The organism is Pseudescherichia sp. (assembly GCF_032052675.1).
In the GTDB taxonomy this organism is placed as follows: Bacteria; Pseudomonadota; Gammaproteobacteria; order Enterobacterales; family Enterobacteriaceae; genus Pseudescherichia.
Genome location: NZ_DAMBWA010000010.1, coordinates 120,362 through 140,451, shown reverse-complemented (window position 1 = coordinate 140,451; position 20,090 = coordinate 120,362). Strand labels below are relative to the sequence as shown.

18 protein-coding genes are annotated in these 20,090 nt (G+C 57.0%); 12 read left to right on the top strand and 6 right to left on the bottom strand.

The features are described 5' to 3' along the window. Positions 1 to 30 precede the first annotated feature (30 nt). Positions 31 to 1,209 carry a sugar efflux transporter gene (locus RTX96_RS14700; RefSeq protein ID WP_312671450.1) on the top strand — a complete coding sequence of 393 codons (1,179 nt, stop codon included), beginning with the start codon at positions 31 to 33 and terminating at the stop codon, positions 1,207 to 1,209. Between the two features lie 134 nt (positions 1,210 to 1,343). Here the strand turns inward: RTX96_RS14700 and RTX96_RS14695 are convergent, their stop codons facing one another. The 6 genes from RTX96_RS14695 to leuL all read right to left on the bottom strand — a co-directional run bounded on the left by RTX96_RS14695 (position 1,344) and on the right by leuL (position 6,621). Next, positions 1,344 to 1,556 (bottom strand): YdgH/BhsA/McbA-like domain containing protein, encoded by a 213-nt coding sequence (locus RTX96_RS14695; protein ID WP_103820729.1) that lies wholly within the window; start codon positions 1,554 to 1,556, stop codon positions 1,344 to 1,346. A gap of 201 nt (positions 1,557 to 1,757) precedes the next feature. Next, the gene (gene leuD / locus RTX96_RS14690; RefSeq protein ID WP_312671449.1) at positions 1,758 to 2,363 is read right to left on the bottom strand and encodes a 3-isopropylmalate dehydratase small subunit; all 606 of its coding nucleotides are present in this window, start codon (positions 2,361 to 2,363) and stop codon (positions 1,758 to 1,760) included. A 10-nt stretch (positions 2,364 to 2,373) separates the two neighbouring features. Then, a complete protein-coding gene (gene leuC / locus RTX96_RS14685) occupies positions 2,374 to 3,774 on the bottom strand; it encodes a 3-isopropylmalate dehydratase large subunit (protein ID WP_103820727.1) in 1,401 nt (466 codons plus the stop codon). Positions 3,775 to 3,776: 2 nt separating this feature from the next. After that, on the bottom strand, positions 3,777 to 4,868 hold the full coding sequence (gene leuB, locus RTX96_RS14680; RefSeq protein ID WP_312671448.1) for a 3-isopropylmalate dehydrogenase: 1,092 nt from the start codon (positions 4,866 to 4,868) through the stop codon (positions 3,777 to 3,779). Further along, positions 4,868 to 6,439, bottom strand: coding sequence for a 2-isopropylmalate synthase (gene leuA / locus RTX96_RS14675; protein WP_312270028.1), 1,572 nt, complete (start codon positions 6,437 to 6,439; stop codon positions 4,868 to 4,870). The genes leuB and leuA overlap by 1 nt, the downstream gene beginning before the upstream one ends. A 95-nt stretch (positions 6,440 to 6,534) precedes the next feature. Further along, positions 6,535 to 6,621 (bottom strand): leu operon leader peptide, encoded by an 87-nt coding sequence (leuL, locus tag RTX96_RS20850; protein WP_103820724.1) that lies wholly within the window; start codon positions 6,619 to 6,621, stop codon positions 6,535 to 6,537. 620 nt (positions 6,622 to 7,241) lie between these two features. On the opposite strand from leuL, the gene leuO reads away from it, so the two are divergent. The 11 genes from leuO to mraY all read left to right on the top strand — a co-directional run bounded on the left by leuO (position 7,242) and on the right by mraY (position 20,089). Further along, complete coding sequence (gene leuO, locus RTX96_RS14670; protein WP_103820723.1) at positions 7,242 to 8,207, top strand: transcriptional regulator LeuO; 966 nt, start codon at positions 7,242 to 7,244, stop codon at positions 8,205 to 8,207. A gap of 309 nt (positions 8,208 to 8,516) precedes the next feature. Continuing rightward, entirely contained in the window at positions 8,517 to 10,241 is a 1,725-nt protein-coding gene (gene ilvI / locus RTX96_RS14665) for an acetolactate synthase 3 large subunit (protein ID WP_103820722.1), read from the top strand. A 2-nt stretch (positions 10,242 to 10,243) separates the two neighbouring features. Then, entirely contained in the window at positions 10,244 to 10,735 is a 492-nt protein-coding gene (gene ilvN, locus RTX96_RS14660) for an acetolactate synthase small subunit (RefSeq protein ID WP_103820721.1), read from the top strand. 181 nt (positions 10,736 to 10,916) lie between these two features. Beyond that, positions 10,917 to 11,921 (top strand): catabolite repressor/activator, encoded by a 1,005-nt coding sequence (cra, locus tag RTX96_RS14655; RefSeq protein ID WP_103820720.1) that lies wholly within the window; start codon positions 10,917 to 10,919, stop codon positions 11,919 to 11,921. 716 nt (positions 11,922 to 12,637) lie between these two features. Continuing rightward, complete coding sequence (gene mraZ, locus RTX96_RS14650; protein WP_042390438.1) at positions 12,638 to 13,096, top strand: division/cell wall cluster transcriptional repressor MraZ; 459 nt, start codon at positions 12,638 to 12,640, stop codon at positions 13,094 to 13,096. 2 nt (positions 13,097 to 13,098) lie between these two features. Then, a complete protein-coding gene (gene rsmH / locus RTX96_RS14645) occupies positions 13,099 to 14,040 on the top strand; it encodes a 16S rRNA (cytosine(1402)-N(4))-methyltransferase RsmH (RefSeq protein ID WP_103820719.1) in 942 nt (313 codons plus the stop codon). After that, positions 14,037 to 14,402: a cell division protein FtsL gene (gene ftsL / locus RTX96_RS14640; protein WP_103820718.1), complete on the top strand. Its 366-nt coding sequence runs from the start codon at positions 14,037 to 14,039 to the stop codon at positions 14,400 to 14,402. Before rsmH ends, ftsL begins: the two co-directional genes overlap by 4 nt. Before the next feature lie 15 nt (positions 14,403 to 14,417). Next, entirely contained in the window at positions 14,418 to 16,184 is a 1,767-nt protein-coding gene (ftsI, locus tag RTX96_RS14635) for a peptidoglycan glycosyltransferase FtsI (RefSeq protein ID WP_103820717.1), read from the top strand. Then, on the top strand, positions 16,171 to 17,658 hold the full coding sequence (gene murE / locus RTX96_RS14630) for a UDP-N-acetylmuramoyl-L-alanyl-D-glutamate--2,6-diaminopimelate ligase (RefSeq protein ID WP_103820716.1): 1,488 nt from the start codon (positions 16,171 to 16,173) through the stop codon (positions 17,656 to 17,658). The genes ftsI and murE overlap by 14 nt, the downstream gene beginning before the upstream one ends. Next, on the top strand, positions 17,655 to 19,013 hold the full coding sequence (gene murF, locus RTX96_RS14625) for a UDP-N-acetylmuramoyl-tripeptide--D-alanyl-D-alanine ligase (protein WP_312671447.1): 1,359 nt from the start codon (positions 17,655 to 17,657) through the stop codon (positions 19,011 to 19,013). The genes murE and murF overlap by 4 nt, the downstream gene beginning before the upstream one ends. Then, a complete protein-coding gene (gene mraY, locus RTX96_RS14620; protein ID WP_042390449.1) occupies positions 19,007 to 20,089 on the top strand; it encodes a phospho-N-acetylmuramoyl-pentapeptide-transferase in 1,083 nt (360 codons plus the stop codon). Before murF ends, mraY begins: the two co-directional genes overlap by 7 nt. Position 20,090: the final 1 nt, after the last annotated feature.

The window sequence follows — 20,090 nt, the reverse complement described above, 5'->3', positions numbered from 1 at the left end:
TTTCTTTTCTCACACGCTAAAAGGATGCTTATGCTCTGGCTGATGACAATGGGAAGGCGGCTGAACGGGGTCTACGCCGCGTTTATGATCGTCGCATTTATGATGGGCATTGCCGGAGCGCTACAGGCGCCGACGCTCAGCCTCTTCCTCAGCCGCGAGGTGGGCGCCGAGCCGTTCTGGGTGGGGCTGTTCTACACCGTCAACGCTATTGCCGGGATCCTTGTCAGCCTCTGGCTGGCGAAACGATCCGACAGTCAGGGCGATCGCCGTAAGCTGATCATGTTCTGCTGTGTGATGGCGGTGGGCAACGCGCTGCTGTTCGCCTTTAACCGCCACTACCTGACACTCATCACCTGTGGCGTGCTGCTGGCTTCACTGGCGAATACTGCCATGCCGCAGCTCTTTGCCCTTGCTCGCGAGTATGCCGACAGCTCGGCCCGCGAGGTGGTGATGTTCAGCTCCGTGATGCGCGCCCAGCTTTCCCTGGCGTGGGTGATCGGTCCGCCGCTGGCCTTTATGCTGGCGTTAAACTACGGCTTTACCACCATGTTCACTATCGCCGCCGGGATCTTCATTATCAGCTTAGCGCTAATTGCGCTGATCCTGCCGTCGGTCGCCAGGGTGGAGCAGCCTGCTGACGTGGCGGTGACGCAGATCGGCGGCTGGCGCGACGGCAACGTGCGCAAGCTGTTTATCGCCTCCACGCTGATGTGGACCTGCAACACCATGTACATCATCGATATGCCGCTGTGGATCAGCGGCGATCTCGGCCTGCCGGACAGACTGGCCGGGATCCTGATGGGAACCGCCGCCGGGCTGGAGATCCCGGCGATGATCCTTGCTGGCTACTACGTCAAACGCATCGGCAAGCGGCGGATGATGACCCTGGCGGTCGCGGCAGGGGTGCTGTTCTACATCGGTCTGCTCTTCTTTCATAGCGAGCATGCGCTACTGCTCTTACAGCTTTTTAACGCAGTGTTTATCGGGATTGTGGCCGGGATCGGTATGCTCTGGTTTCAGGATCTGATGCCGGGACGGGCGGGATCGGCCACCACGCTGTTTACCAACAGTATCTCTACTGGCGTCATTCTGGCGGGGGTGATCCAGGGCGCGCTGGCGCAAAGCTATGGCCACGGGGCGGTCTACTGGGTTATTGCGGGGATTTCACTGCTGACGCTGGGGCTGACAATGCGGGTAAGGGATGTGTAGTTGACAATAAAACGCCCGGTGGCGCTACCGCTTACCGGGCCTACAAACGGCTTTGAACCTGTAGGCCCGGCAAGCCTGCGCCACCGGGCATAGCCATGCATAAACGCCGAACGGCGCTGTGCTTACTAAACGACTTATTTGTACAGCTCAGCCGTCATATGCACGGTGTTGTTGACGTTAGCTTCGGTGATTTTATAGGAAGAAGCTCCGGCCTGCTCTGCCTGAGCGGCAATTTTCGCTTCGGCATCATCAATAGTGGTGCCGCTGGCGGTGACGCTCTGAGCGAAAGCACCAAATGAGAGCGTAGAGAGAGCAACGGCAGCAACAAGCGTTTTAATCGATTTCATGGGGTATTCCTTAAGCTTGATTTTGTCTGGGGTCGTTAATTAGTTAACGATCGATAGGTAAATGATAGGCGCGATTGGCTATGTGCGTCAACACTATTTTATAACGAGCGTTAATTAATTTATAAAAGCCAAGGAATTCAATGCATAAAAAAACGGCAAGGATCGCTCCTCGCCGTTTATGGTGTTAAAAATCGGTATCGGCTAGCTCATAAAAGCGGGCTGCCGCTGTTCGTACGCGGAGATAGCCTCTTCGTGTTGCAGCGTCAGGCCGATGCTATCCAGGCCGTTTAACATGCAGTGGCGGCGGAACGCGTCGATATTGAAGCTATAAGATTTCTCTCCGGCAATCACTTTCTGCGCCTCCAGGTCCACCACAAACGTGATGCCCGGATGGCTCTGCACCAGGTTAAACAGCTCATCCACCTCGTCATCGCTCAGCGTGACCGGCAGCAGCTGATTGTTAAAGCTGTTGCCGTAGAAGATATCGGCAAAGCTCGGGGCAATAACTACCTTAAAACCGTAGTCGGTCAGCGCCCACGGCGCATGCTCACGCGAAGAGCCGCAGCCAAAGTTTTCCCGCGCCAGCAGGATAGAGGCGCCGTTATACTGCGGAAAGTTCAGTACGAAATCCGGGTTTGGCTGCTCGCCTTTGTCGTCGAGGAAACGCCAGTCATTAAACAGATGTGCGCCGAAGCCGGTACGCGTCACCTTCTGTAAGAACTGCTTGGGAATGATCGCATCGGTATCGACGTTAGCGGCATCCAGGGGAACCACCAGGCCAGTATGCTGGGTAAATTTCTCTGCCATGATGGTCTCCTTATTTAATGCTACGAATGTCAGCGAAGTGGCCGGTAACGGCGGCGGCTGCGGCCATTGCCGGGCTGACCAGGTGGGTACGTCCCCCGCGCCCCTGACGGCCTTCAAAGTTACGGTTGCTGGTTGAGGCGCAGCGCTCGCCCGGATTCAGGCGATCGTTGTTCATTGCCAGGCACATGGAGCAGCCCGGCAAGCGCCACTCAAAGCCCGCCTCGATAAAGATCTTGTCCAGGCCTTCCGCTTCCGCCTGGGCTTTCACCGGGCCAGAGCCGGGGACGACCAGCGCCTGAACGCCCGGTGCAACCTTGCGTCCTTTCGCAATCTCTGCTGCCGCGCGCAGGTCTTCAATCCGCGAGTTGGTGCAGGAGCCAATAAACACCTTGTCGATGTTCACTTCGGTCAGCGGAATGCCCGGCTTCAGGCCCATATAGGCCAGCGCCTTCTCCGCGCTGGCGCGCTCAACCGGATCGGCAAACGACGCCGGATCGGGAATGTTCTCGCCGACGGCAATCACCTGGCCTGGGTTAGTCCCCCAGGTGATCTGCGGGGCGATCTCTGCCGCCTGCAGCGTCACTACGGTATCGAAGGCTGCGCCCTCGTCAGATTTCAGCGTCTTCCAGTAAGCTACAGCGTCATCGAAATCTTTACCCTTCGGTGCATGCAGACGGCCTTTGACGTAGTTAAAAGTTGTCTCGTCAGGGGCGACGATACCGGCTTTGGCGCCCATCTCAATGGCCATGTTGCAGAGAGTCATGCGACCCTCCATGCTCAGGGCCTGAATGGCTTCACCGCAGAACTCAACCACGTGGCCGGTACCGCCCGCGCTGCCGGTTTTACCAATGATCGCCAGCACGATATCTTTTGCGGTGATGCCCGGTGCAGCGTGTCCCTGCACCTCAATTTTCATGGTCTTGGCACGGCCCTGCTTCAGGGTCTGGGTCGCCAATACGTGCTCAACTTCCGAGGTGCCGATCCCGAACGCCAATGCGCCAAATGCGCCGTGGGTAGCGGTATGGGAGTCGCCGCAGACGATGGTCATCCCCGGCAGGGTGATGCCTTGCTCTGGCCCCATCACGTGGACGATGCCCTGATAAGGGTGGTTCAGATCGTACAGCTCCACGCCAAACTCGTTGCAGTTCTTGATCAGCTCCTGCATCTGAATACGTGCCATCTCGCCCGAGGCGTTAATATCTTTCGTCTGGGTCGAGACGTTGTGATCCATCGTGGCGAAGGTTTTACCCGGCTGGCGCACCGGGCGATGATGCGCGCGCAGGCCATCAAATGCCTGCGGGGAGGTCACCTCATGCACCAGGTGCCTGTCGATATAGAGCAGCGGGGTTTCGTTTGGCGCTTCATAGACCACGTGGGCGTCAAACAACTTCTCATACAAACTCTTGGCCATGATTACACCCCTTCCGCTACGTAGCGGGCAATAATGTCGCCCATCTCATCAGTACTGACCGCCGCGCCGCCGCGGGCCAGGTCTCCGGTGCGCACACCCTCTTCCAGCGCGCGGTTAATCGCGGCTTCAATGGCGTCCGCCGCATCGTTGGCGTTCAGGCTATAGCGCAGCAGCAGGGCCAGGGAGAGGATCTGGGCAATCGGGTTAGCCATGTTTTTCCCGGCGATGTCCGGCGCAGAGCCGCCTGCTGGCTCATACAGGCCAAAACCCTGCTCGTTGAGGCTGGCGGAGGGCAGCATCCCCATCGAGCCGGTGATCATCGCGCACTCGTCGGAGAGGATATCGCCAAACAGGTTGGAGCAGAGCAGGACGTCAAACTGGGACGGATCCTTAATCAGCTGCATGGTGGCGTTGTCGATATACATGTGCGCCAGCGCAACGTCCGGATACTCTTTAGCAATCTCGTTAACGATCTCACGCCACAGCAGCGAGGTTTGCAGCACGTTAGCCTTATCAATAGAGGTCACCTTATTGCGGCGCTTGCGCGCGGACTCAAAGGCGATGCGGGCGATACGCTCAATCTCAAAGCGGTGATAGACCTCGGTATCAAACGCTTTTTCATGCGGGCCGCTGCCTTCACGGCCCTTCGGCTGGCCGAAGTAGATCCCGCCGGTCAGCTCGCGCACGCAGAGAATATCAAACCCGTTGGCGGCAATGTCTGCCCGCAGCGGGCAGAAGGCTTCCAGCCCCTGGTACAGCTTCGCCGGACGCAGGTTGCTGAAGAGCTTAAAGTGTTTACGCAGCGGCAGCAGCGCGCCGCGCTCCGGCTGCTGGGCCGGGGGCAAGTGCTCCCACTTCGGTCCACCGACCGAGCCGAACAGGATCGCATCGGCCTGCTCGCAGCCAGCAACGGTTGCCTGCGGCAATGGGTTGCCGTGGCGGTCAATCGCAATCCCACCCACGTCGTAGTGGCTGGTGGTAATGCGCAGGGAGAAACGCTCCCGAATAGCTTCCAGTACTTTCAGGGCTTGCGCCATCACTTCCGGACCAATACCGTCGCCCGGCAAAACTGCAATATGATAATTTTTAGACATCACACGGTTTCCTGGTTGTTTTCTTTTATGGCTTTACGCTGCAGCTCTTTTTCGACTTCATTGGCGCGCCAGATGTTGTTCAGCACGTGTACCATCGCTTTGGCAGAGGACTCCACGATGTCGGTCGCCAGACCCACGCCGTGGAAACGACGGCCGTTATAGTTCGCCACGATATCGACCTGGCCCAGGGCATCTTTGCCGTGGCCCTTTGCGCTCAGCTGGTACTTCACCAGCTCGATATCGTATTCGGTGATGCGGTTAATCGCCTGGTAGATGGCATCTACCGGGCCGTTACCGTTGGCGGCTTCGGCTTTCACTTCCTCTCCGCAGGCCAGCTTCACGGAGGCGGTGGCAATATCGTTAGAGCCGGACTGCACGCTGAAGTACTCCAGGCGGAAATGCTCTGGCTCCTCCTGCTGCTTGTTGATAAAGGCCAGCGCTTCCAGATCGTAATCAAATACCTGGCCCTTCTTATCCGCCAGCTTCAGGAAGGCGTCGTACAGGCTATCCAGGCTGTAGTCGCTCTCTTTATAGCCCATCTCATCCATGCGGTGTTTCACCGCCGCGCGGCCGGAGCGGGAGGTCAGGTTCAGCTGTACCTGGTTCAGGCCGATAGACTCCGGGGTCATGATTTCGTAGTTTTCACGGTTCTTCAGCACGCCGTCCTGGTGAATACCGGAGGAGTGGGCAAACGCGCCGGTGCCGACAATCGCCTTGTTCGCCGGGATGGGCATGTTGCAGATCTGGCTAACGACCTGGCTGGTACGCCAGATCTCCTGGTGATTGATGCGGGTCTGCAGGTTCATGATGTCCTTGCGTACCTTAATCGCCATAATCACCTCTTCCAGCGAGCAGTTACCGGCGCGCTCGCCGATACCGTTCATCGCCCCTTCAACCTGGCGTGCGCCGGCATGGACCGCAGCGATAGCGTTGCCGACGGCGAGGCCTAAATCGTCGTGGGTGTGGACAGAGATAATAGCTTGATCGATGTTAGGCACGCGCTCATACAGGCCAGTGATGATATTGGCAAACTCGAAGGGCATGGTGTAGCCAACGGTATCGGGAATATTGATAGTTTTCGCTCCGGCGTTAATCGCTGCCTCAACCACCCGCGCCAGATCGGCAATCGGGGTACGGCCTGCGTCCTCACAGGAGAATTCGACGTCGTCGGTATAGTTACGTGCGCGCTTCACCATATAGACCGCGCGCTCGATCACCTCGTCCAGGGTGCTGCGCAGCTTGGTGGCGATATGCATCGGCGAGGTAGCAATAAAGGTATGGATGCGGAAGGCCTCGGCGACCTTCAGCGACTCTGCCGCCACGTCGATATCTTTCTCGACGCAGCGTGCCAGCGCGCAGACGCGGCTGTTTTTTACCTGGCGAGCGATAGTCTGTACAGACTCAAAGTCGCCCGGGGAAGAGACCGGGAAGCCTACCTCCATCACGTCCACGCCCATACGCTCAAGCGCCAGTGCAATCTGCAGTTTCTCTTTTACACTCAGGCTTGCCTGTAACGCCTGTTCACCGTCGCGTAAGGTGGTGTCGAAAATGGTAACGTGCTGCTGGCTCATGGTTTAGGTCCTTGTCTGTCGGAAGTCGCCTTGTGCTACGAGCATAAAAAAACCCGCGCATTGGCGCGGGTTCTCTGTTTTAACCGGAAGCTGACTTAACTCTGTTTGTCGCCCACCAGTCCACCGCGCAATGAGGATGCGTTTAGTAGTAGTAGACCGGCGATACGAACGTTGCGAATCATGCGTCAGGCTCCAGATGAAATCGATATGCTTTTAGTGGTACTGGATATGGCAGGTGATGTCAACAGCGAGCGGTAAAAAAGGGCGCAGAAGACGAAAGGAGGTTTAGGTAATTGTGCTGTTGAGAAGCGCATGGGCGAAACATTTCTATTCTCTACTGTAGAGATGTCTCGGCTGGTTTCTTGTGGACATAATGTATTTACAGAAATATATATTTTGTCACATGTAGAGAGGGGATTTTATTTGCTTGATTTGGTTGGTTTTAATCTTTTTATAATCTCTTTTTTATATACTCTTTTACAAGATTAAAACAATTGATATTCATTTTACCAATAATTAATTAGTTGATTTTAGATAATCTGAATTTACTTTTAAGTATATATTGCTTTGGTTATTCATGATGTTTATGTTTTCATTGCGCCCATAGCGTTAAGGGTATGCGTTGTGCAATAAAAAGCGCAGCGCGACTTTCGCTTTTTTTCGCGTACGTTTTTCTCGCGAAGTTATCCAAAATTGCCCTGTATTTTTTCTAAAATTATACGATACTGCTTTTGCTTATTTATATGCTTACTGAATCATATTTATAGCCAAGCGCTACGCTTGCCAGCAAAAGGAGTTTAGCATGACAGTGGAGTCAAAAATGTCAGAAGCCAACAATGAATATCTCTCGGTACCTTATGATATGAAATCGAAGCTCCGGCAGGTTGATCTAAATTTATTAACCGTTTTTGATGCGGTGATGCAGGAGCAGAATATCACCCGGGCCGCGCGTAATCTTGGTATGTCGCAGCCGGCGGTCAGCAATGCGGTAGCCCGGCTGAAGGTGCTGTTTAACGACGACCTCTTCTCCCGCTATGGTCGCGGTATCAAGCCTACGGCACGTGCCTATCAGCTTTTTGGCTCGGTTCATCAGGCGCTGCAGCTTATTCAAAATGAGCTTCCAGGCTCCGGCTTTGACCCACTTAAAAGCGAGCGTATTTTCCATATTTGTATCTGTAGTCCGCTGGATACTTACCTGACCTCTTCTATCTATAATCGAGTCGAAAAGGATGCGCCAAATATACACCTGGTCTTTAGCTCGGCGCTCGATAAAAATATTGAACACCAGCTGCGTTATCAGGAGACTGGGTTTGTTATTGGCTACGAGGAGTTTAAGCGTCCGGAGTTCTCTTGCCTGCCGCTTTTTAATGATGAGATGGTGCTGGTGGCCAGTAAAAATCATCCCCGGATCTATACGCCGTTAAAAGAGTCCGATATTTATGTCGAAGAGCATGCGGTTGTTTCACTTGAACGCTATGCCTCTTTTAGCCAGCCGTGGTATGACACGCCGGATAAACAGAGCCGTATTGCCTACCAGGGAATGGCGCTGGTTAGCGTCCTCAATGTCGTCTCGCAAACCCATCTGGTCTGTATTGCCCCGCGCTGGTTAAGCGAAAAATTTGCTGACAGTTTGGATCTGCAAATTATGCCGCTGCCGCTAAAGCGTAATAGCCGAACCTGTTTTTTGTCCTGGCACGAAGCCGCCGGGCGCGACAAAGGCCATCAATGGATGGAAGAGTTGCTCATTGACGTTTGCCGCCGCGTTTAGCAATTGATTAAAACCGGGTAGCCTCTATCCGGTTTATGCTAAATAGAGGCCCATCTGCGCTATTTTTGACTAATGTGATATTTATCTATGCATTGCCGGCAGGCGAAAAATGGATGAATTGCTGTGCCTTGCCCGTTTCCAATGATGAAGCATTATCAGCTTTCCTTATCGCAGTTGAATCCACTGATAACTTTTTATTTACCTCCCGCTTCCTCTTTTGGGTCCGCAGAGTGCTAATCGTTTGCTAATTGCCTGCCCTTAAATCAACAGTTAAGGTACAGACAATAAACAAAAGCCTGGAGGCAAGTCATGGAGATGTTGTCTGGAGCCGAGATGGTCGTCCGTTCGCTCATCGATCAGGGGGTAAAGCAGGTCTTTGGTTACCCCGGAGGGGCCGTCCTTGATATCTACGATGCCCTGCACACGGTTGGCGGGATTGAGCATGTGCTGGTGCGGCATGAGCAGGCCGCGGTGCATATGGCGGACGGGCTGGCGCGCGCGACCGGCGAGGTGGGCGTGGTGCTGGTGACCTCCGGGCCTGGCGCCACCAACGCCATTACCGGCATTGCTACCGCCTATATGGACTCTATTCCCCTGGTCGTGCTCTCCGGACAGGTTGCCACCTCGCTGATCGGCTATGACGCCTTTCAGGAGTGCGACATGGTCGGGATCTCCCGTCCGGTGGTAAAACACAGCTTTCTGGTCAAGCAGGCGGAAGATATCCCTGGCGTACTGAAGAAAGCGTTCTGGCTGGCCTCTACCGGCCGTCCAGGCCCGGTGGTCGTCGATCTGCCAAAAGACATCATGAACCCGGCAAATAAGCTCCCTTATGTCTGGCCGGATTCGGTGAGCATGCGCTCCTATAATCCCACCACCCAGGGCCACAAGGGGCAGATCAAGCGCGCATTGCAGACGCTGATCGCCGCGAAAAAGCCGGTGGTCTACGTCGGGGGCGGGGCGATCAATTCTGCCTGCGATAAGCAGCTGCGCGAGCTGGCCGAGAAGCTGAACCTGCCGGTCGTCTCGTCATTAATGGGCTTAGGCGCGTTTCCGGCTACCCATCGCCAGGCGCTCGGGATGCTGGGGATGCACGGCACCTACGAAGCCAACATGACGATGCACCACTCCGACGTGATCTTTGCCGTCGGCGTGCGTTTCGACGATCGTACCACTAACAATCTGATGAAGTACTGCCCGAACGCCACGGTGCTGCATATCGATATCGACCCGACCTCGATCTCGAAAACGGTGGCGGCGGATGTCCCTATCGTGGGCGACGCCAGGCTGGTGCTGGAACAGATGCTGGAGCTACTGGCCCAGGAGGAGAGCGTGCAGCCCCTCGACGATATCCGCGACTGGTGGCTAACAATTGATGGCTGGCGCGCCCGTCAGTGTCTGAAGTACGACACCCAGAGCGAGAGTATCAAGCCGCAGGCGGTCATTGAAGCCATCTGGCGTCTGACGAATGGCGATGCCTACGTCACCTCCGACGTCGGCCAGCACCAGATGTTTGCTGCCCTCTATTATCCTTTCGATAAGCCCCGCCGCTGGATCAACTCGGGCGGTCTGGGCACGATGGGCTTTGGCCTGCCCGCCGCGCTGGGGGTAAAAATGGCCCTGCCAGAGGAGACGGTCGTCTGCGTCACCGGCGACGGCAGTATCCAGATGAACATTCAGGAGCTGTCGACGGCCCTCCAGTATGAGCTGCCGGTGCTGGTGCTTAACCTGAATAACCGCTATCTCGGGATGGTGAAGCAGTGGCAGGATATGATCTACTCCGGTCGCCACTCGCAGTCCTATATGCAATCTCTTCCGGATTTTGCCCGTCTGGCCGAAGCCTACGGCCATGTGGGCATTCGCATCACCCGTCCCGATGAGCTGGAGGCGAAGCTGAGCGAGGCCCTGACGCAGGTGAAAAACGGCCGGCTGGTGTTTGTCGATGTCACCGTTGACGGCAGTGAGCATGTGTATCCCATGCAGATCCGTGGGGGCGGCATGGATGAGATGTGGTTAAGCAAAACGGAGAGAACCTGATTATGCGCCGGATATTATCTGTGTTACTGGAGAACGAATCGGGTGCGCTGTCGCGCGTGATTGGCCTCTTCTCCCAGCGTGGCTACAACATTGAGAGCCTGACCGTGGCCCCGACCGACGATCCAACCCTCTCGCGCATGACTATCCAGACGGTGGGCGATGCCAAAGTGCTGGAGCAGATCGAGAAGCAGCTGCATAAGCTGGTGGACGTGCTGCGTGTTAGCGAGCTGGGGCAGGGGGCACACGTCGAGCGTGAGATCATGCTGGTGAAGATCCAGGCCAGCGGCTATGGCCGGGAGGAGGTGAAGCGTAACGCGGAGATCTTCCGTGGTCAGATTATCGACGTCACTCCCTCTATCTATACGGTTCAGCTGGCTGGCACCAGCGATAAGCTGGATGCGTTTCTGGCCTCTATCCGCGACGTGGCGAAAATCGTTGAGGTCGCCCGCTCCGGGGTCGTGGGCCTGTCGCGCGGCGATAAAATCATGCGATAGGTTGAAGGCAACGGCAAAATGAGCAGCCCGACGGATCCTGTCGGGCTTTTTTTTGCGAAAACAACCGGAAGGCTGAGCGAAAGCGGTTGCCGCAGTGACTATTCTGCGTTTAGATGTTATGGAATTAAACCTATATTCCAAAAAAGGTTATGGAGTATCCTTTTTTCTTTGAGAGGCAATTGTGAAACTGGATGAAATCGCCCGGCTTGCCGGCGTCTCACGCACCACAGCAAGCTATGTGATCAACGGCAAAGCGAAGCAGTACCGCGTTAGCGATAAAACCGTTGAAAAAGTCATGGCCGTCGTGCGCGAGCATAACTACCATCCGAATGCGGTGGCCGCCGGGCTGCGGGCAGGACGCACGCGATCGATTGGCCTGGTGATCCCCGATCTGGAAAACACCAGCTATACCCGCATTGCTAACTACCTTGAGCGGCAGGCGCGCCAGCGTGGCTACCAGCTCCTGATTGCCTGTTCGGAAGACCAGCCGGATAACGAGATGCGCTGTATTGAGCATCTGCTGCAGCGCCAGGTGGATGCCATTATTGTGTCGACGTCGCTCCCGCCGGAGCACCCTTTTTACCAGCGCTGGGCCAACGACGCTTTTCCTATCGTTGCCCTCGACCGCGCCTTAGATCGAGAGCACTTCACCAGCGTGGTCGGTGCGGATCAGGACGATGCCGAGATGCTGGCGGCGGAGCTGCGTACCTTCCCGGCGGAGAACGTACTCTATCTGGGGGCGCTGCCGGAGCTGTCGGTCAGCTTTTTGCGCGAGCAGGGTTTCCGCACCGCCTGGAAAGACGATCCGCGCGAGGTCAGCTTCCTCTACGCCAACAGCTACGAGCGGGAAGCCGCCGCGCAGCTGTTCGATAAGTGGCTGGAGACTAACCCGATGCCGCAGGCGCTGTTTACCACCTCCTTTGCCCTGTTGCAGGGTGTGATGGATGTGACGCTGCGCCGCGATGGTCATCTGCCTGCTAATCTGGCGATTGCCACCTTTGGCGATCACGAACTGCTCGACTTCCTGCAGTGTCCGGTACTGGCCGTGGCCCAGCGCCACCGCGACGTGGCGGAGCGCGTACTGGAGATCGTCCTGGCCAGCCTCGACGAGCCGCGTAAACCGAAGCCTGGCCTGAGCCGCATTCGGCGCAACCTCTACCGCCGCGGCGTGCTAAACCGCATCTGATCCTCTTTAAGGATCGTAAACGCCGGGCGGCGCTGCGCTTGCCCGGCCTACAAAGCGCACTCCACCGTAGGCCCGTGCAAGCGCAGCGCCGCCCGGCGTGTCTTTATTTAACTAAAGCAGCTCTTTTCTTTCAGCGCCCTCATTTATATGAAAGCCATTCGCGTATTAACGTAAATTAACGTTCGGATTAATCCTTAAAATCCGTAGGCCGCTATTTTTTAAATTCCGCCTTATTCTAAAAACACCTTTTTTTAGGGAAGAAGGAGGTAACGGTGCGTTAATTTTGTATTGTTTTGTTACATCTAAGGAGGAGTCGCTGAATTAATGACCTTTTCTTTAGTATGACAATTCACTTCCTCTCTCAATGAACACGCTTCCCTCCCTCCACCGGTAAGTGACGCTGTTAACCATTGACAATATGGCTTAAAATGCTGCCCGCGTCGCAAACTGACACTTTATATTTAAGCCGTAGCGTGACCGAGGTCTTTAACCGTCTCATGCGGACGCATTATTTTTTTTGCAAATATTCATGACGTTAATTTGCAGCGCGCGTTGAGCACATTTTGTGCGGGACTGTTATCCACTATTAATCGTGGTTGTTTCGGACTCGTTAGCGTCAGTGCTGGCTTGACAAGCTTTTCCTCCGCTCCGTAAACTCCCTCGGTGGGGATTTGTGGGATAAAGTGGTGAAAGGTTGATTTTGAGGTGAAACTGGCATGTTCCGTGGGGCAACGTTAGTTAATCTCGACAGTAAAGGCCGGTTGTCCGTGCCTGTTCGCTACCGGGAACAACTCGTCGAGCATGCTGCCGGTCAGATGGTCTGTACCATTGACATCCATCACGCCTGCCTGCTCCTTTATCCCCTCCCGGAATGGGAAATTATTGAGCAAAAATTATCGCGTCTGTCGAGCATGAATCCCGCAGAGCGACGCGTGCAGCGTTTACTGCTGGGACATGCCAGTGAATGTCAGATGGATAGCGCGGGGCGCTTACTGATTGCTCCCGTTTTACGGCACCATGCCGGACTGAACAAAGAAGTGATGCTGGTCGGGCAGTTTAACAAGTTTGAGCTGTGGGATGAAACGACCTGGTATCAACGGGTCAAGGAAGATATCGACGCTGAGCAGTCAGGCTCTGAACCACTTTCAGAGCGATTGCAGGATTTGTCTCTATAACGATGATGGAAAATTTTAAACACACAACGGTACTGCTGGACGAGGCCGTGAATGGCCTGAACATTCGTCCTGACGGTATCTACATAGATGGAACTTTTGGTCGCGGTGGCCACTCGCGCCTGATCCTCTCCCAGCTGGGGGCGGAGGGGCGACTGCTGGCAATCGATCGCGATCCTGAGGCGATTGCTATCGCCAAAACCATTGACGATCCGCGCTTCTCTATTGTGCACGGGCCCTTTTCCGGGCTGGCGGACTATGTCCGCGAGCGCGATCTCGTCGGCAAGATCGACGGTATTCTGCTCGATCTTGGCGTCTCCTCACCGCAGCTTGACGATCCTGAACGTGGCTTCTCCTTTATGCGCGACGGTCCGCTGGACATGCGTATGGATCCCACCCGCGGCCAGTCCGCCGCCGAATGGTTACAAACCGCTGACGAAGCCGACATTGCCTGGGTGATTAAAACCTTTGGCGAAGAGCGTTTTGGCAAGCGTATTGCCCGCGCCATTGTCGAGCGTAACCGCATTGAGCCGATGACGCGTACCAAACAGCTGGCAGAAGTGATCGCCGCCGCAACGCCGGTGAAGGATAAGCATAAACATCCTGCCACCCGTACCTTCCAGGCGGTGCGCATCTGGGTGAACAGCGAGCTGGAAGAGATAGAGCAGGCGTTAAAAAACTCGCTCGACGTGCTGGCTCCAGGGGGAAGGCTGTCAATCATCAGCTTCCACTCGCTGGAGGATCGTATTGTGAAACGCTTTATGCGCGAGCAGAGCCGTGGGCCACAGGTTCCTGCCGGGCTGCCGATGACCGAAGCTCAGCTCAACAAGCTGGGCGGCCGCTATCTGCGCGCCCTAGGCAAGCTAATGCCGGGGGAAGAAGAGGTGGCAGAGAATCCACGCGCCCGTAGTTCAGTGCTGCGTATCGCTGAGAGGACGAACGCATGATTAGCAGGGTGGCAGAGACGCTCAGTAAAGTAAAAGGGTCGTTAGGAAACACCGAGCGCCATGCCTTGCCTGGCGTGATCGCCGACGATCTTTTGCGATTCGGCAAACTGCCGCTCTGCCTGTTCATCTGCATCATCGTGACGGCGGTAACGGTCGTCACGACCGCCCACCATACCCGTCTGCTGACGGCGCAGCGTGAACAGCTGGTGCTGGAGCGTGATGCGTTGGATATCGAGTGGCGCAACCTGATCCTCGAAGAGAATGCCCTTGGCGATCATAGCCGCGTTGAACGTATCGCCACTGAGAAGCTGCAGTTGCAGCATGTTGATCCCTCACAAGAAAACATTGTAGTACAAAAATAAGGACTTACGCGACGCATGAAAGCAGCGGTGAAGACGCTTAAACCAAAACGTCAGGAAGAGCAGGCCAACTTTGTGAGTTGGCGTTTTGCGTTGCTTTGCGGATGTATTTTACTGGCCCTGGCGTTTCTGCTGGGGCGCGTCGCATGGTTGCAGGTTATCAATCCGGATATGCTGGTGCGCCAGGGCGATCTGCGTTCGCTGCGCGTGCAGGAGGTCTCCACCTCTCGCGGCCTGATCACTGACCGCTCCGGCCGTCCACTGGCGGTGAGCGTGCCGGTAAAAGCGATCTGGGCCGATCCGAAAGAGCTGCATGACGCTGGCGGCATTACGCTCGACAACCGCTGGAAAGCGCTGGCGGATGCGCTGCATCTCCCGCTCGATCAGCTTGCTGCCCGCGTGAACGCCAACCCGAAAGGGCGCTTTATCTATCTTGCGCGGCAGGTAAATCCCGACATCGGCGACTACATTAAAAAACTGAAGCTGCCCGGCATTCACCTGCGGGAAGAGTCGCGTCGTTACTACCCCTCCGGCGAAGTAACCGCTCACCTCATTGGCTTTACCAACGTCGATAGCCAGGGCATTGAAGGCGTTGAGAAGAGCTTCGATAAGTGGCTTACCGGCCAGCCCGGCGAGCGTATCGTGCGTAAAGACCGCTATGGCCGTGTGATCGAAGATATCTCCTCTACCGACAGCCAGGCAGCGCATAACCTCGCCCTGAGCATTGACGAGCGTCTCCAGGCGCTGGTCTACCGCGAGCTGAACAACGCCGTGGCCTTTAACAAGGCGGAATCCGGCAGCGCCGTGCTGGTCGACGTTAACACCGGCGAAGTGCTGGCAATGGCCAACAGCCCCTCCTATAACCCGAACAACCTCAGCGGTACGCAGAAAGACGTGATGCGTAACCGTACCATTACCGACGTGTTCGAACCCGGCTCTACCGTGAAGCCAATGGTCGTTATGACCGCTCTGCAGCGCGGCGTGGTCAGAGAGAACACCGTTCTGAATACCGTGCCATACCGTATTAACGGCCACGAGATCAAAGACGTGGCGCGCTATAGCGAATTAACCCTGACCGGGGTACTACAGAAGTCGAGTAACGTCGGTGTTTCAAAGCTGGCGTTAGCGATGCCCTCCTCAGCGCTGGTAGAAACTTACTCGCGTTTTGGCCTGGGAAAAGCGACCAATTTGGGGTTGGTCGGAGAACGCAGTGGCTTATATCCTCAAAAACAACGGTGGTCTGACATAGAGAGGGCCACCTTCTCTTTCGGCTACGGGCTAATGGTAACCCCGTTACAGTTAGCGCGAGTCTACGCAACGATTGGCAGCTACGGCATCTACCGTCCGCTGTCGATCACCAAAGTTGATCCCCCCGTACCCGGCGAGCGCGTCTTCCCGGAATCCATCGTCCGTACCGTGGTGCACATGATGGAGAGCGTGGCGCTGCCCGGCGGCGGCGGCGTGAAGGCGGCCATCAAAGGCTATCGCATTGCCATTAAAACCGGTACGGCGAAAAAGGTCGGGCCGGACGGGCGCTATATCAACAAATACATTGCTTACACCGCGGGCGTTGCGCCAGCCAGCCAGCCGCGTTTTGCGCTGGTGGTGGTCATTAACGATCCGCAGGCGGGTAAATATTACGGCGGTGCCGTTTCCGCACCGGTCTTCGGGGCCATCATGGGCGGCGTACTGCGCACCATGAACATCGAGCCGGACGCGTTAGCAACGGGCGAAAAAAGTGAATTTGTGATTAATGAAGGCGAGGGAACAGGTGGCAGATCGTAATTTGCGCGACCTTCTCGCTCCGTGGGTATCGAATCTGCCTGCGCGAGCTTTGCGGGAAATGACACTCGATAGTCGCGTGGCGGCAGCGGGCGATCTCTTTGTGGCGGTAGTGGGCCACCAGGCGGACGGGCGTCGGTATATCCCGCAGGCGATAGCACAAGGCGTGGCGGCTATTATTGCGGAAGCCAAAGGCGAGGCCGCTGACGGTGAGATCCGTGACGTTCACGGCGTGCCGGTTATCTACCTCAGCCAGCTTAACGAGCGCCTCTCAGCGCTAGCCGGACGTTTCTACAATGAGCCTGCCGAGCATTTAAGCCTGGTGGGCGTTACCGGCACCAACGGCAAAACCACCACTACCCAGCTACTGGCGCAGTGGGCTCAGCTGCTGGGCGAAACCAGCGCGGTGATGGGTACGGTGGGTAACGGCCTGCTGGGCAAGGCGATCCCAACCGAGAATACCACCGGCTCCGCCATTGACGTTCAGCACGTGCTTGCCGATCTGGCAGGGCAGGGGGCAACCTTTGCCGCGATGGAGGTCTCCTCCCACGGTCTGGTGCAGCACCGTGTGGCCGCCCTGAAATTCCGTGCGTCGGTATTCACTAACCTGAGCCGCGATCACCTCGATTACCACGGGGATATGGCGGGCTACGAATCGGCAAAATGGCTGCTCTTCTCCGCGCATCACTATGGCGAGGCGATTGTGAACGCCGATGATGAAGTGGGCCGCCGCTGGCTGGCTAACCTGCCGGACGCCGTTGCGGTCTCAATGGAAGGGCATATCAACCCGGACTGTCATGGCCGCTGGCTGAAGGCCGAGGCGGTAAGCTATCACGACAGCGGCGCGACAGTGCGCTTTACCTCCTCCTGGGGCGAGGGCGAGATTGAGAGCCGCCTGATGGGGGCATTTAACGTCAGCAACCTGCTGCTGGCGCTGGCTACCCTGCTGGCGCTGGACTTCCCGTTGAGCGATCTGCTGAAGACGGCGTCGCGCCTGCAGCCGGTATGCGGCCGCATGGAGGTCTTCACCGCGCCGGGCAAACCGACGGTGGTAGTGGATTACGCCCACACCCCGGATGCGCTGGAGAAAGCGCTGCAGGCCGCGCGCCTGCACTGCACCGGCAAGCTGTGGTGCGTCTTTGGCTGCGGCGGCGATCGCGATAAAGGCAAACGCCCGCTGATGGGGGCCATTGCCGAAGAGTTTGCCGACGTGCCGGTCGTGACCGACGACAACCCGCGTACCGAAGAGCCGCGCGCCATCATAAACGATATTCTCGCCGGCATGCTCGACGCAGGCCGCGCCCGGGTGGTGGAAGGTCGTGCCGAAGCGGTGACCAGCGCCATCATGCAGGCGAAAGAGAGTGACGTGGTGCTGCTGGCCGGTAAGGGCCATGAAGATTACCAGATTGTCGGCACCCGCCGTCTTGACTATTCCGACCGCGTCACCGCCGCGCGTCTGCTGGGAGTGGTGGCATGATTAGCGTAACCCTTAACGAGCTTGCCCAGATCCTCAGCGGCGAGCTGCACGGCCAGAGCCTGACCATTGATGCCGTGACTACCGATACCCGCCAGCTGACGCCGGGCTGCCTGTTTGTGGCCCTGAAAGGTGAACGTTTCGACGCCCATGATTTTGCCGAGCAGGCGAAGGCGGGCGGCGCGGGCGCGCTGCTGGTCAGCCGTAAGCTCGACTGCGATCTGCCCCAGCTGGTGGTGAAAGATACCCGTCTCGCCTTCGGTGAAATAGGGGCCTGGGTGCGCCAGCAGGTACCGACCCGCGTGGTCGCGCTCACCGGCTCCTCCGGTAAAACTTCGGTGAAAGAGATGACCGCCGCCATCCTTGGCGAGTGCGGCAATACGCTTTATACCGCCGGCAACCTAAATAATGACATCGGCGTGCCGATGACACTGCTACGCCTGACGAAAGCGCACCAGTATGCGGTGATCGAGCTGGGGGCTAACCATCAGGGCGAAATCGCCTGGACCGTGAGCCTGACCCGTCCGGAAGCGGCGCTGGTCAACAACCTGGCGGCGGCGCACCTGGAGGGCTTTGGCTCGCTGGCGGGCGTGGCGAAGGCCAAGGGTGAAATCTTTACCGGGCTGCCGCTGAACGGCGTGGCGATCATGAATGCGGACAACAACGACTGGCTGAACTGGCAGAGCGTTATCGGCGAGCGCAAAATCTGGCGCTTCTCACCGAACGCGGCCAACAGCGATTTTACCGCCAATAACGTGCATGTGACCTCGCAGGGGACCCACTTCACGCTGCAAACCCCAACCGGGAATGCTGAGGTGCTGCTGCCGCTGCCGGGTCGTCACAACATTGCTAACGCGCTGGCGGCAACGGCGCTGGCGATGGCGGTGGGCGCACCGCTGGATGCGGTCAAAGCTGGGCTGGCGAAGCTGAAGGCGGTGCCGGGACGTCTGTTCCCTATTCAGCTTGCGGAAAACCAGCTGCTGCTCGACGACTCCTACAACGCTAACGTCGGCTCGATGACCGCCGCGGCGCAGGTGCTCTCCGAGATGCCGGGCTACCGGGTAATGGTGGTGGGTGATATGGCCGAGCTGGGCGATGAAAGCGAAGCGTGCCATCAGCAGGTGGGCGAGGCGGCGAAAGCCTCCGGCCTCGATCGCGTGCTGAGCGTGGGCGTCCAGAGCAAAGGTATCTCCGACGCCAGCGGCGTTGGCGAACATTTTAACGATAAAGCTGCGCTGATTGCGCGCCTCAAGGCGCTGATTGCAGAGCAGCAGATGATTACCATTTTGGTGAAAGGTTCACGTAGTGCTGCCATGGAAGAGGTAGTACACGCATTACAGGAGAATGGGACATGTTAGTTTGGCTGGCCGAGCATTTGGTCAAATATTATTCGGGCTTTAACGTCTTTTCCTATCTGACGTTTCGCGCCATTGTCAGCCTGCTGACCGCGCTCTTCATCTCTTTATGGATGGGGCCGCGCATGATCGCCCGCCTGCAAAAGCTCTCGTTTGGCCAGGTTGTTCGTAACGACGGTCCGGAATCGCACTTCAGCAAGCGCGGCACCCCAACGATGGGGGGGATCATGATCCTTACCGCCATTGTGGTGTCGGTCCTTCTGTGGGCTTACCCCTCCAACCCCTACGTCTGGTGCGTGCTGGTGGTGCTGGTGGGCTACGGCATCATCGGCTTTGTCGACGACTACCGTAAGGTGGTGCGTAAAGACACCAAGGGCCTTATCGCCCGCTGGAAATATTTCTGGATGTCGGTCATCGCCCTGGGCGTCTCCTTTGCGCTCTATCTGGTAGGCAACGATACGCCCGCTACGCAGCTGGTGGTGCCATTCTTTAAAGACGTTATGCCGCAGCTGGGCATCCTCTATATCCTGCTGGCCTACTTCGTGATCGTCGGTACCGGCAACGCCGTGAACCTCACCGACGGCCTCGATGGCTTAGCGATCATGCCTACCGTGCTGGTGGCATCAGGCTTTGCGCTGGTGGCCTGGGCAACCGGCAACATGAACTTTGCCAGCTATCTGCACATCCCCTACCTGCGTCACGCCGGTGAACTGGTGATCGTCTGTACGGCTATCGTCGGGGCAGGGCTGGGCTTCCTCTGGTTTAACACCTATCCGGCGCAGGTCTTCATGGGCGACGTCGGATCGCTGGCGCTGGGCGGCGCGCTGGGCATTATCGCCGTGCTGCTGCGCCAGGAGTTCCTGCTGGTGATCATGGGCGGCGTATTCGTGGTGGAGACCCTGTCGGTGATCCTGCAGGTGGGCTCCTTCAAGCTGCGCGGACAGCGCATCTTCCGTATGGCCCCGATTCACCACCACTATGAACTGAAAGGCTGGCCGGAGCCGCGCGTGATCGTGCGCTTCTGGGTTATTTCGCTGATGCTGGTGCTGATTGGCCTGGCTACGCTGAAGGTGCGTTAAT